The following is a 13105-nucleotide window of genomic DNA, read 5'->3' on the forward strand; positions in this document are numbered from 1 at the left end:
TGATGCAAAAAAGAATAGATGCTTATTATACTCGTTTAGGAGAAACATTTTTTGGTTCTCGCTCATCTGTTGAAGTAGCTTTGAAGTTGTGCGATTTGTATGGCTTTGATTTAGATGAACTTATCACAGAGCTAATTTGTCTAAATTATGTAGAGCTAAAAGATGGAGAATCTATCGATCCTGTTCACGAAGTAAATCTAAGGGCAGTAACAATTGCTGAAGATGAACTTTTGCATTTAAGTGTAGATGCGGATTTTAGTATTTGTTCTGATGAATCTGGCTACGATATTAAGATTGATCCTGAATTGGTAGATGAAATTATCGCTTTAGATAGTTCTAAATTTTCTCCTATCCTTAAGGCTGTGCTTGAACAAGCAGGTTTATCAGTTTAACAATATGAAAGGAAATGATTATGTTGTTAATTAAAGAGCATAAAGAAATATATGAGTATTTATCTAAAAACACAAAATGGTTTAAGAAAGTTGTAGATGAGATATTTTATTCTCCTATACCTAAAGATGGACTTATTCCTGATAAAAACATCAAAATTATAAGATTTAAAACTTATTCTATAGGAGAGTTTATTATGGATACATCTAATCCTAACGATAAATTACTCAAATTGTTTTATTCATTAGATAATCATCGATGGACAGTTCGAGATGAGCCTACTCATTTGGTAATTCAGTCAATTATTTCAAATGGAATTGAAAAAAAATGAAGTGTTTGTAGCAAATTTTGATAAAAACCCTAAAAAATTAATTCCAATTAAAGATGCTAAGTATAGTGATATACTTCTAGTAGGAGCATTTCCTAAGATTTTACATTTAAGCCTATAATGGATAAATTATCTGATGAGTGTGCTATCTACAATAACTAAGAGATACACTACAATAGGGAAGATAAGCCCTTTTAGGCTTTCTTGCTCTAGCCCTTATTTTTCTTTCAAAAGTCTTTTTTAAAGGTTTTTTAAAGAAAAAATTAAACGAAATCAAGCTTAAAATCTCTAAGTCTAGGTTCAAGCTTGCATAAAAACTCTCCCCACCATTCAAAGAGTTTTTTTCTTTCTTCCAAATTTGAAGCGAAATTATAACTTGATCTTACCGAATTTTTATCAGTATGAGCAAGACAAAGCTCTATAATATCGCTGCTTAAATTATGTTCATTTCTATGTTCGTGACAAAGCGTGCTAAACATAGAACGAAAACCGTGAGGTGTAAAATCTTCATTACTGTACCCCATACGCCTAAACATCATACGAATGGTATTATCACTCATAATTTCATTTTTATTATGCAAAGAAGCAAAAAGCTTGTCATTGAAACTTACTTGTCTATACCATTTCAGTATTTTAAGACAAGGAGGGCTAAGATGGACCAAGTGTTTTTTCTTCATTTTCATCTTTTCAGCAGGTATTTCCCAAATGCCCTTATCCAAATCTATATCGCTCCAAGTTGCACTTCTTATACTAAAACTTCTTTGAGCGGTAAATAAAGAAAGTAAAGTAGAAACCTTAGTGCTTATATTCGCTTCAGTATCTAAAATATCCCCTATAAGTTGTCTTACCCTGTTCATTTCCACAATAGTTGCAAGATGCCTTACAGGAGCTTTATATATAATATTTTTCTTGATGATACTAGACATAGGATTATTTTCTATTAAATCTTTATTTATAGCATAGATAAAGATATTATTTAAATCATTGAATAATTTTTTTGCAACAGAAGCTTTTTTAGCAATTTTTAGCTTTTCAAAAATATCTAAAATTTCGTTTTTATTGATTTGATTAAGTTGATAATCTAATATATCTTTGCAATGGATATAAATCCTAGATTTAAGAGTTTGCAAGGTTTTTGGCAAAACATCGTTTTTTTGGATAAAGTATTTTTCACAAAGTTCTTTGAAATTTTCTTTTATAGAAGATTTTTCATTGATAGAATTGTGAGTAAGCAGATTATATTGAATTTTTGTTCTTTCCTCTCTTGCTTCCTTTAAAGACATTTTAGGGTATATTCCTAATGTTATGCGTTTAAGTTTTCTTGTTTTTGGGTCTTTGTAATCAAATACAAAAGATTTTTTGCCACTTGGATATACAAGAACAAATAACTTTTCAAAATCAGCCACTAAATATTTTTTATCAAGCTTTGGCTCTAAAGCCTTTATCTCTTTATCACTTAGCAATCAATACCTTTCAAATATATATAAAATAGTTATTTAGTAAAGATTTCTACTAACTTTTATAAAACTAACTTCAAAAGTTAGTAGAAAAGTTAGTAATTTTTTCTTTGCTTGGGATTTTATCCAAGTTATACTTTATATAAGCTTTAAATGCTTTTAAAGTTTTATTTTATAGGAGTTTCAGTAATTTAAAGTTTTGCTTGATTTGTATTGGTTTGCAGTGAATTTATATATAAATGGTGGTTAGAGGCAGAATCGAACTGCCGACACGCAGATTTTCAGTCTGCTGCTCTACCGACTGAGCTATCCAACCACGATTTAAAATAGAAGTTGAAATTATAGCTTTTTTTTGCTTAGATAAAGCTAAAATTCAAAAGCTTGATTTTATCCTTAAATTTAAGTTTTTTGTGCTACAATACAAACTTTTTGATACAAATTTATATTTGGAGTTGTTTTGAAGCAAACGCATTTTGATAGAAAAACTGTGAGATTTTTGTTTTTTGGTTATATTATCATTGCTTTTTTGGGTGCTTTTTTGCTAAGTATTGGAGGTGTAGCTAAAGAAAAGCTTAGCTTTATTGATGCCCTTTTTACCTCTGTTTCAGCTATTTCTATGACCGGGCTTATTGTGAAAAATATCGCTCTTGATTTTAATTTGAGCGGACAAATTATTATTTTATTTTTAATACAAATTGGTGGGCTTGGTTATATGGGGCTTGGGGTATTTTTTTATGTATTAATACGTAAAAAAATCGGTTTTCATGAAAGAAATATGCTTAAAGAATCCTTACTCTATCCTCATATGGAAGGAGTTGTGGATTTTTTACGAAAAATTTTGTTTTTTGTTTTTATAGCAGAATTCATTGGAGGAATTTTACTTTTTTTACGTTTTGCCCTTGATATGCCTATAAATCAGGCTCTTTGGTTTGGTTTTTTTCACTCAATTTCAGCATTTAATAATGCTGGTTTTTCTATTTTTGAAACAGGTTTGGTAGCATATAGGGGTGATTTTTGGATCAATTTTGTCATTACTAGTCTTGTCATCATTGGCGGCATAGGGTATTTTGTGCTTTTAGAGTTATATTTGTTTCAAAGAAAACGTCTTTCAAGTTTGAGTGTGCATACTAAGATAGTGCTTATTAGCACACTTGTGCTGATTTTAAGCGCAACTTTGGCTGTATTTTGTTTTGAGTATGCAAATATTAAGAGTCTTGGTGCGCTTTCTTTTTTTGATAAACTTTTAAGTTCTTATTTTACAGCAGTAAATTACCGAACTTCTGGTTTTAATACGCTTGATTTGAGCACTTTTAAAGATGCGAGTTTGTTTTTTGGTTCTTTGTTTATGATCATCGGTGGGGGACCGGGTGGAACTTCAGGCGGTATAAAGGTAACAACTTTTGCAGTTTTGATCATTTATACTTATTGGGTGATTAAAAACGGACGCGTGCGGGTTTTTCATTATGAAATTCCAGATGAAGTGGTTAAAAGAGCTTTTGTTATCGCTGTTGGATCGGCTGCTTATATAGTAATTTGTGTTTTGCTCTTAAGTTTGCTTGAGGGTGAGGTGCGTTTTATTTATCTGCTTTTTGAGACAAGTTCGGCTTTTGCAACCGTTGGTGTATCTGTTGGTGATGGAGGCACGCTTTCTTTAAGTGCGCTTTTTGGCGATAGCGCAAAACTTATTATTATAGTGATGATGATAAGCGGAAGGATTGGTATTTTTGCCTTTTTAGTGGCAATTTTTACAAAAGATAAGGAAAAATATATTAAATATCCAGAAGGGAAAATTTATCTATGAAAAATGGAAAAATTTATGGGATTATAGGGCTTGGTAAATTTGGTTCGGTGATCGCAAATGAACTGATTAATGGCGGACAAAGCGTGATTGTCGCTGATCGAGATGAAAACAGCCTTAAAGAGCTACAAGACAAGGTGAGTTATGCGTATATACTTGATTCAACTAATGTTGTTGCTCTTAAAGAAGCTGGCTTTCACAATATCGATATTGTCATCGTTAGCATAGGTGAAAATGTCGAGAAGAGCATACTTACTTTAATGGCGTTAAAAGACATTGGCGTTGAAACCGTGATTACAAAAGCAACTTCTTTAATACACGGACAAATTCTTTCAAAACTCGGTTCTTCAAAGGTGATTTATCCAGAAAAAGAAAGTGCAATCAGGCTTGCTAAGGAATTTTTGTTGCATACTGAATTTGAGGTGATTGATATTTCAGCAAACACTATCCGTGCTGTGAAAATCATCATCAATGATAGTCTAGTGGGACGCAGTTTGCAACAAATCGCTCAAAATATGCGTTTGATAGGATACAAAAAGAAAGGCTCAAATGATTGGGAGCTTTTGCCAGAACTTCTTACCACCCTAGTTGATGCCGGAGATAGCGTCATTTTGCTTGGCACAGCAAAGGAATTAGAGGAATTTGAGCATTAGAATTTAAATTTTGATAAAAATAAAAGGCTTGTTTTGATTTTTTACTTAAACTATTACTATTTCGATCAAATCAATCTTTAAGCTTAGAATAAGCCTTTTTTGCTGTTATTACAAGTAGAATTTATTTTGCAACCCATTAAAAAATCAATAAAAATAGAGTTTTTTAAAAAAAGTAAGAATTTGTAATTTTTTATTTTTTATCCAAGAGAGAAAAAATATGCTAAAATATAGCAATTTTCTTTTCAAAGGCTAGAAGATGCATAATGACCCAAAAATGTTTTTAAATAGAGAGCTTTCTTGGTTGAGATTTAACACCCGCGTTTTAGATCAGTGCTCGCGTGATATACCTTTGTTTGAAAAACTCAAATTTATAGCTATTTATTGCACGAATTTAGATGAATTTTATATGATACGTGTAGCTGGACTCAAGCAACTTTTTGCCGCTGGAGTAAGTTTGAGTGGGGCTGATGAAATGACGCCTTTAATGCAGCTTAAAGAAATTCGTAAATACCTTCACGAAGAAAAATCCTTGCTTGAAAAGTATTTTATGCAGATTAGAAGCGAGCTTGAAAAAGAAAATTTATTTATCAAGCCTTATGAGGAGCTTGATCACGAGCTTAAAGAAAAATGTGATGAGTTTTTTTTCTCAAATATCTTTCCAGTGATCGTGCCAATTGCTGTTGATGCGACGCATCCTTTTCCACATCTAAACAACCTTTCTTTTTCTTTGGCTGTAAAGCTTTGCGATGCTTTGCAGCCTGAATTGATTAAATTTGGAATGATTCGCATACCAAGACTTTTGCCACGTTTTTATGCGGTAAGCATGAATGTTTATGTGCCTATAGAAAGCATAGTTCATCGCCACGCAGAGGAGATTTTCCCGGGCTATAAACTCTTAGCTTCAGCAGCTTTTAGGGTAACAAGAAATGCTGATATTAGTATAGAAGAAGAAGAAGCAGATGATTTTATGATGATACTTGAAAGAAGGCTAAAGCTTCGTAGAAAGGGAGCTTTTGTTCGCCTTCAAATTCAAAAAAATGCTGATGAGCAAATCATAAATTTCTTAAATACACATATGAAAATTTTTCATAAAGATGTGTATGAATACGAGATACTTTTAAACCTTCCTCCTCTTTGGCAAATCATCGGCAATAAAGCTTTTACGCATTTGCTTTTGCCTTCTTACACGCCAAAAGTTTTGCTACCATTTAGTGAAAATATGTCTGTGTTTGAATGCATAGACAAAGAAGATATTTTACTTTTTCATCCTTATGAGAGCTTTGATCCGGTGTTTCGACTCATCAAAGAAGCAAGCACTGATCCTAAGGTGATCTCTATACGCATGACTTTATATAGGGTAGAGAAAAACTCAAATATAGTTCAAGCACTCATTGATGCCGCAAATGAAGGCAAGCAGGTTACTGTTATGGTGGAGCTTAAGGCAAGATTTGATGAGGAGAATAACTTGCATTGGGCAAGAGCCTTAGAAGATGCTGGAGCTCATGTGATTTACGGCATAGCTGGCTTTAAAGTGCATGCAAAGATTTGTCAAGTGATAAGACAAGAGGGTGAGAAGCTTAAGTTTTATATTCATCTAAGCACAGGTAATTATAATGCTAGCACAGCTCGAATTTACACTGATGTGAGCTATTTTACAAGTAGGGCAGAAATTGCTAAAGATAGCACAACTTTTTTTCACATACTTTCTGGTTTTTCGAAAAATCGTCGCTTAGAAACCTTAGCAATGAGTCCAAATCAAATCAAAGAAAAAGTGCTTGAAATGATAGGTGTTGAGATCGCTAAAGGCAAAGAGGGTGTGATCATCGCAAAGATGAATTCACTTGTGGATAGTGATATTATCAAGGCTTTATATGAAGCTTCAAAGGTTGGAGTAAAAATCGATCTCATCATCAGAGGTATAAGCTGCCTTAGACCTAAGGAAGAATACAGCCAAAATATCTGTGTAAAAAGTATCATTGGCAAGTATTTAGAGCATGCGAGAATTTTTTATTTTAAACATTCAAATCCGAGTTATTTTATCTCAAGCGCAGATTTTATGCCAAGAAATTTAGAACGAAGACTAGAACTGATGACGCCTATATTTGATGAAACTTTAAAGGCAAAATTAGCCGAGCTTTTAAGGCTTCAGCTTAGTGATAACGAGCTTGCGTATGAACTTGAAAGTAGCGGAGAATATGTCAAAAAGCCACATACTGAAAAAAGTATGAATTCTCAAGAAGTGCTAGAAGCATATATGAGTAGAATTTATAAAAGTATCACAAAACATAGTGATCGAAGTAGGGCAAGCAGGTTTGCATCTAAGCTTTTTAAAGAAAATTGAGTTTGACGATATAATTTTCAAACTTGAGATATCTTTGCTTTTTATAAAAATTGGTAATAACAAGGCTTTATAATACTTTGTGAGTTTAGCAAAATAGCATATCGCTTTAAGAAACTCAATCAAAGAAAAATGGTGTGCAATTTGTATGATTAAACACATTTTTGCTTGATTTGTTCTTCAAGTTGATTTGAAACAACAAAGCCTGTGTTATAAAGCAAGCAAGAGCCGACATATCTTACTTTTAAGACAAGTTTTTTGTGCTGGGCATTGCTTGGATCGTGAGCCTTTCTTACAAGTTCGTGTATCTCATATATTATGTCCTTATTGAGCTTGCTTAGATCAAGCTCTAGCACCATATTTTCAAACTCTATTGGGGATTGGGTAAATTCTTTTTCTTTGTGTTTATTTCTAAAGCTAACCTTAGTTTTTATTTCTCTTTTTTTTGCGTCCTCAAGCTCTAAAACTTCGCTAATCATAAAGTTTGATTCACTTTCATCTTTTTTGTAATTAATGACAAAAGCATAAGCTTTTACTCTTCTTTTTTCATCTTTAAAAATTTCTTCAAGTTCAGCTATATTTTTTTCAAAAACAACCACATCAAAGCTTGAGTAAAAATCTAAAATTTGCATTTTGGCATATCGTTTGCCGTTTTTACTCATCATTGCCTTAAAATCCTCTATGCGTCCAACGCACAAAATTTGCCCATTGCCCTTAAGCTCTTCAAAATCAAGACTTTTATAATACTCAAGTTCAGCGATTTGATCGCTAAATTCATCAAGCGGATGTGCTGAAACATAAATACCTAAGATATCTTTTTCAAAATCTAGCTTTTCTTTGAGATCGTATTCGCTTATATTTTTTAAATTAATCTTGATATTATCAGCTACTTCATCAACGCCAAACAGAGATGAAGCTGAATTTCTCTTGATTTCAGCTATCTTTCTTGAGTTTTCACACAGGTTAGGTAAATTTTCGATCAAACACCTACGTGTAAAGCCATATTCATCAAAAGCACCGACTTTTATAAGGCTTTCCATGGTGCGTTTATTAACTTTAGTTGGATCGATTTTACTCATAAACTCATCTATATCTTTAAAGCCTTCTTTTGGACGTGCATTCATTAAGTTTGTAACCGCTGGCGTGCCAACTGATTTGATCGCTCCTAGCCCATATACTATAGCCTCGCTGCCATCTTCAAGCTTAATAGCTTTAAATTCACCTTGAGCTTTGTTGATACTAGGTGGTAAAAGCTTGATATTCATTCTTTTCATTTCTTCTATGTATTGAGCGACTTTTTCAACCTTGTTTTGCTCACTAGTGAGTAACGCAGCCATAAATTCACTTGGATAATAAGTCTTAAGATAAGCTGTTTGAAAGGCGATGAGTGCATAAGCAGCAGAGTGAGACTTGTTAAAACCGTATTCTGCGAATTTTAAGATAAGCTCAAAGAGTTCATCAGCTTTTTGTGTGTCATAGCCTTGCTTTTTTGCTCCTTCTAAATACTCAGCCTTTAAGCCATCAAGTATTTCTTTCTTTTTCTTACCCATAGCACGACGCACATTATCAGCACCACCTAAACTAAAGCCACCGATTTTTTGCACGATTTGCATAACTTGTTCTTGATAGACTATAACACCATAAGTGTCTTCAAGTATAGGTTTTAAGTCTTCAAAAGCATACATAGCCTTTTTTCTGCCATGTTTTATATCAATATAATCATCAACCATGCCACTTTCTAAAGGTCCAGGGCGATACAAAGCTAAAACAGCTATTAAGTCTTCAAAACAATCCGGTCTAAGCCTTGAATTTAAAGCTTGCATACCGCCTGATTCGATTTGAAAAATGCCAAGTGTATTTCCACTTTGTATAGTTTCATAAGTTTTTTTATCATTTAAATCTATCTTTTCCCAGATGATATCTTTGTTAAATCGCTGTTTGATGAGCTTTACGGCATTATCAATAACGGTTAGAGTTTTTAAGCCCAAGAAGTCAAATTTGATCAAATCAACATCTTCTAAAAAGTCCTTTGAATATTGCGTTACAAGGTGCTTCTCATCATTTTTACTCGGGCGAAATAAAGGCGTTTTTTTCCATAGACTTTCATTTGAGATTACAAGTCCAGCTGCATGCACGCCAGCATGGCGATTTAGTCCTTCAAGTGCAAGGGCAAATTCCCACCATTCTTTACCTTTAATGTGGCTGTCTAAAAATTCTTTGATTTTTGGTTCTTTTGCGTAAGCATCTTCAAGTGTAATTTTAAGTTCTTCAGGCACAAGCTTAGCAAGTTCATCTCCATCTTGTATGCTGATATCAAGCACACGAGCTACATCACGGATCACGCCTTTTGCAAGCATTTTACCAAAAGTGATGACTTGAGCAACTTTATCAAAGCCGTATTTGTCAATCACATAATCAATCACCTCATCGCGTCTATCTTGACAAAAATCCACATCAATATCAGGCATAGAAACGCGTTCTGGATTTAAAAAACGTTCAAAAAGTAGATTGTAAGGCAAGGGATCAAGATCGGTTATCTTTAAAGCATAAGATACTAAACTACCAGCTGCAGAACCTCTACCAGGTCCAACTGGTATGCCCTTGCTTTTTGCTACAGCGATAAAGTCATGCACTATAAGCATATAGCCAGAAAATTTCATATTTTTAATCACTTCAACTTCCATAGATAAACGATTTTTATACTGTTCGTGCTTGCTTTCATCGATAAATTTAAGCCTTTGCTCAAGTCCGATTTTGCATAAATGTTCAAAAACAAGCTCATCGTTTTGAAAACTAAACTCAAGTTCTGGTTCTGGTAGGTTTAAGCTGTGTTCTTTAGCGTATTCTCTTGTGAATTTAAAATTTGGCGGAGTTGGGTTACCAAAGTTGAGCTCAAGATTGCATTTATCAGCAATTTCTTGAGTGTTTGCAATGGCATCGGGCAAGTCTGCAAAAAGTTCGTTCATTTGTTCACTTGATTTCACATAAAACTCATGCACGCTGTGTCTTAAACGATCCGGATCATTGAGCTTTACGCCCATATTTATGCACATCAAAGCCTCATGTGCTGCAGCCCTGTCTTTAAAAGTATAATGCGTATCATTCGTTGCGATAACTTTAATATCAAGCTCTTTAGCGAGTCTTAAAATTTGTTCATCGATAAAAAGCTGATCGACTATACCATGACGCATAAGTTCAAGATAAAAATCATCTTTAAAAACCTCTTTATACCATAAAGCAACTTCTTTGGCAGTCTCATAACCTTTAGCTCCAAATTTTTGATTTTTTTCACCTTGGGTGTTTAGGTGCCAATTCACTTCACCTTGCAAGCAAGCTGAAGAGCAAATCAAACCCTCGCTATGTTCTTTAAGAATTTTTTTGTTAATACGTGGATAATAATACAGTCCCTTGATATAGCTTTGAGAGCTTAAATACATTAAATTTTGATATCCTATCTTGTTTTTAGCATACAAACAAAGGTGAAAACGTTGTCTGGTGCTTTTATCATTTAACTCCTCGCCATTGTGTATATACGCTTCAAGTCCAATGATAGGTTTTAAGCCCTCTTTTTTCATCGTTTGATAAAAATCAATCGCTCCAAACATATTGCCATGATCAGTCATCGCCACACTTGTCGCACCTTGAGTTTTGAGAGTTTTTGCAAGTTCTTTAAGTTTATTTGCTCCGTCTAGCAAAGAGTATTCAGTATGTAAGTGTAGGTGGGTAAATTGACTCATCTTTTATCCTTAAATTTTTAACTTGATTATATAGAATTTGCACTGAAAAAAAAGTAAAAAAGAGCTTGCTTGTAGCTTAAATGAAATAAAAATTAAAGGAAAAAATAAGAAAGGAAAAAATAAGATTTGTTTTCAAAATTTAAAAAAGAAATTATTAGAAATAAAGAATTTTTTAAAACAAAACCTCGCAAAGTCAATTCACAAGGCTTGTTAAAATTATTCAAAGAAAGATAGTTAAAATAAATTCAATAAAAGCCCTTCGCTCACACTTTTGTAACTTGCTTCGCCACACAAATACCTTACAAGCTCAAGTGCAAATTTGCTAGCATAGGCTGGTCCTGCTGCAGTGATGATATTTTTATCAAGCACTACAGCCTTTTTTTGATACCTTGCATTTATGTCCTTTTCAAAGCCTATATAGCAAGTAAAATTACCCTTTAATACCCCAGCACTTGCCAAAACTACCGGTGAAGCACAAATGGCACTGACAAGCTTATTTGCTTCATACATAGCTTGTATGCCTTTAAGCAAGTGTGTATCTGCTTTAAGATTAAGCATACCATCAAGCCCACCAGCTAAGGCTATAGCATCAAATTCTAAAAAATCAAGTTCTTTTAACTTTGCTTCAGCCTCAATGCTGATATTATGAGCTCCAAGCACGAGTTTTTCATCATTTAAGCTTGCTAAACATACCTTTATATTAGCCCTTCTTAAAATATCTACTATACTTACAAGCTCGATTTCTTCAAAACCTTTTGCTATAGGCACTAAAACACTTTTCATTTTTCTTTTTTCTCCTTAAGTTTTTTGTATCTTTGTTCTCGCTCTTCATTTCTTTGCATCATTTGGCGGTTAAAACCTATGACTAAGATAGCAATAAATGTGATAAAAAGCAAAAAGATTAAAGCCTTAAAAATTCCCATTTTTACTTCCACCTCACCAGCATTCAGCATTTTTAATGCCAAGTTTTGTTGCACTAAATTTTGGATCTATGCCCATAGCCTTTTGGGTTGAAAAGTCTTGCATGACTTTTTTGACTATGCCACCTAAAAGCAAGATAGAAATGATATTTGTCGTTGCCATAAAAGCCATAGTTAAGTCTGCAAAATTCCAAGCAAGCTCTAAAGTAAGTTGAGCACCGATAAAAACAATAGCTACAGCACAAATTCTAAAAATCATCATCACTTGTTTTGAATTAGTAAGAAATTTTATATTTGCCTGAGCATAATAATAATTGCCTATCAAAGAAGTTATAGCAAAAAGCACTACAGAAAAAGAAACAAAATGAAGTCCAATGCCTCCATAATAACTCTTCATCGCCTCTTGCACCAAAGGAAGAGCTTTTAAGATAGGCTGACCATTAGCATCAAAATTTTGAAAATACGCTGTTGAAAATAGCACTAAAAAGCCCGTAGCTGTGCAGATAGTCACATCGATTAAAACAGCAAAAGATTGCACTATGCCTTGTTTTGCTGGGTGACTTGTAACCGCAGCCGCAGCTGCATTTGGTGCAGAGCCCATACCTGCTTCATTTGAAAATAAACCTCTTTTGATGCCTACAACAAGAGCTGAACCTGCAAAACCACCAAAAATAGCCTCAAAGTCAAAAGCACTTTTAAAAATCAGCTTTAAAACATTAGGGATAAACTCATAATTCATCACAATAGCCACAAAAGCAAGGGTGATATAAACAAAAGCCATAATAGGCACGATGATAGAACTTACCTTGCCAATAAGACTATGATGAGAAAAGAAAAGCCAAGCCACAAAAAGTGCTAAAATCGCTCCTATGATAAGAGGAAAATTTGAGTCTGCAAAGCTCACTCCAGCTTCAGCTATGTTTTTATAATACACCTCAAAAGCCGAAGTCATAGTATAACTTTGCAAGGCATTAAAACCAAAAGCATAAGTAAGCACTAAGATGATCGCAAAAGAGTTTGCAAGCCATTTTATACCAAGAGCTTTTTGTATATAATAAGCTGGTCCTCCTTTAAAGCCTTGTCCATCTTTGCTTTTATACACTTGAGCCAGGGTGCTTTCAGCAAAAGCAGAAGCTCCGCCAAAAAACGCCATAGCCCACATCCAAAATAGGCTTCCAGCACCTCCTAAAGTAATGGCTGTAGCTATACCTGCTATGTTTCCTATACCTACCCTTGAAGCAGTTGAGATCATCAAGGCTGCAAAAGGCGAAATATGATCTTTACTTTTTTGGTTTTTATCTTGTCTTTCTGTGAGGATTTTAAAGACAAAAGGTAACATTCTAAACTGCACAAAAGAAAGTTTAAAACTATAATAAAATCCACAGACTATAAGACAAAATATCATTACAAGATCAGTTTTTGGAACAATCTGTGAACCTATAAAATCAGCTAAATTTGGCATTTTTTCTCCTTAAAAATTTCAT

General features: G+C 33.6%; 10 protein-coding genes and 1 tRNA gene. 5 read left to right on the top strand and 6 right to left on the bottom strand.

The window, feature by feature from the left end; translation table 11 throughout:
* The first annotated feature begins 2 nt into the window (after positions 1-2).
* Entirely contained in the window at positions 3-392 is a 390-nt protein-coding gene (locus DMB91_RS04125) for a hypothetical protein (protein WP_143116823.1), read from the top strand.
* Between the two features lie 20 nt (positions 393-412).
* Entirely contained in the window at positions 413-721 is a 309-nt protein-coding gene (locus tag DMB91_RS04130; protein ID WP_034902827.1) for a hypothetical protein, read from the top strand.
* Between the two features lie 260 nt (positions 722-981).
* On the opposite strand, the gene DMB91_RS04135 is transcribed toward DMB91_RS04130, so the two are convergent.
* Together DMB91_RS04135 and DMB91_RS04140 are read right to left on the bottom strand one after the other, a co-directional pair.
* Positions 982-2181: a tyrosine-type recombinase/integrase gene (locus DMB91_RS04135; protein WP_034902830.1), complete on the bottom strand. Its 1200-nt coding sequence runs from the start codon at positions 2179-2181 to the stop codon at positions 982-984.
* 234 nt (positions 2182-2415) lie between these two features.
* Positions 2416-2491 (bottom strand) — tRNA-Phe (locus tag DMB91_RS04140).
* Positions 2492-2632: 141 nt separating this feature from the next.
* On the opposite strand from DMB91_RS04140, the gene DMB91_RS04145 reads away from it, so the two are divergent.
* From DMB91_RS04145 to DMB91_RS04155, 3 genes are all read left to right on the top strand, one after another.
* Positions 2633-3976 (top strand): TrkH family potassium uptake protein, encoded by a 1344-nt coding sequence (locus DMB91_RS04145; protein WP_034902832.1) that lies wholly within the window; start codon positions 2633-2635, stop codon positions 3974-3976.
* Positions 3973-4626, top strand: a complete 654-nt coding sequence (locus tag DMB91_RS04150) for a potassium channel family protein (RefSeq protein WP_034902835.1) — start codon at positions 3973-3975, stop codon at positions 4624-4626. The genes DMB91_RS04145 and DMB91_RS04150 overlap by 4 nt, the downstream gene beginning before the upstream one ends.
* Positions 4627-4882: 256 nt before the next feature.
* A complete protein-coding gene (locus DMB91_RS04155) occupies positions 4883-6967 on the top strand; it encodes an RNA degradosome polyphosphate kinase (protein ID WP_034902837.1) in 2085 nt (694 codons plus the stop codon).
* Positions 6968-7116: 149 nt separating this feature from the next.
* On the opposite strand, the gene dnaE is transcribed toward DMB91_RS04155, so the two are convergent.
* The 4 genes from dnaE to DMB91_RS04170 form a co-directional block, all read right to left on the bottom strand.
* A complete protein-coding gene (dnaE, locus tag DMB91_RS04160) occupies positions 7117-10701 on the bottom strand; it encodes a DNA polymerase III subunit alpha (protein ID WP_034902840.1) in 3585 nt (1194 codons plus the stop codon).
* 234 nt (positions 10702-10935) lie between these two features.
* The gene (locus tag DMB91_RS04165) at positions 10936-11484 is read right to left on the bottom strand and encodes a DJ-1 family glyoxalase III (protein WP_034902843.1); all 549 of its coding nucleotides are present in this window, start codon (positions 11482-11484) and stop codon (positions 10936-10938) included.
* Positions 11481-11654, bottom strand: coding sequence for a hypothetical protein (locus DMB91_RS08845; RefSeq protein WP_156104082.1), 174 nt, complete (start codon positions 11652-11654; stop codon positions 11481-11483). Before DMB91_RS08845 ends, DMB91_RS04165 begins: the two co-directional genes overlap by 4 nt.
* Positions 11638-13083, bottom strand: a complete 1446-nt coding sequence (locus DMB91_RS04170) for a sodium:alanine symporter family protein (RefSeq protein WP_143116824.1) — start codon at positions 13081-13083, stop codon at positions 11638-11640. The genes DMB91_RS08845 and DMB91_RS04170 overlap by 17 nt, the downstream gene beginning before the upstream one ends.
* Between the last annotated feature and the right edge of the window lie 22 nt (positions 13084-13105).

Origin of the sequence: Campylobacter sp. MIT 97-5078, assembly GCF_006864455.1 — a bacterium.
Lineage (GTDB): Bacteria > Campylobacterota > Campylobacteria > Campylobacterales > Campylobacteraceae > Campylobacter_D.

Coding starts and splice junctions, on each gene's coding strand:
- DMB91_RS04125 (WP_143116823.1), top strand. CDS start 3: ATGCAAAAAAGAATAGATGCTTATTATACTCGTTTAGGAGAAACATTT.
- dnaE (WP_034902840.1), bottom strand. CDS start 10,701: ATGAGTCAATTTACCCACCTACACTTACATACTGAATACTCTTTGCTA.
- DMB91_RS04155 (WP_034902837.1), top strand. CDS start 4,883: ATGCATAATGACCCAAAAATGTTTTTAAATAGAGAGCTTTCTTGGTTG.
- DMB91_RS04165 (WP_034902843.1), bottom strand. CDS start 11,484: ATGAAAAGTGTTTTAGTGCCTATAGCAAAAGGTTTTGAAGAAATCGAG.
- DMB91_RS08845 (WP_156104082.1), bottom strand. CDS start 11,654: ATGCTGAATGCTGGTGAGGTGGAAGTAAAAATGGGAATTTTTAAGGCT.
- DMB91_RS04130 (WP_034902827.1), top strand. CDS start 413: ATGTTGTTAATTAAAGAGCATAAAGAAATATATGAGTATTTATCTAAA.
- DMB91_RS04170 (WP_143116824.1), bottom strand. CDS start 13,083: ATGCCAAATTTAGCTGATTTTATAGGTTCACAGATTGTTCCAAAAACT.
- DMB91_RS04150 (WP_034902835.1), top strand. CDS start 3,973: ATGAAAAATGGAAAAATTTATGGGATTATAGGGCTTGGTAAATTTGGT.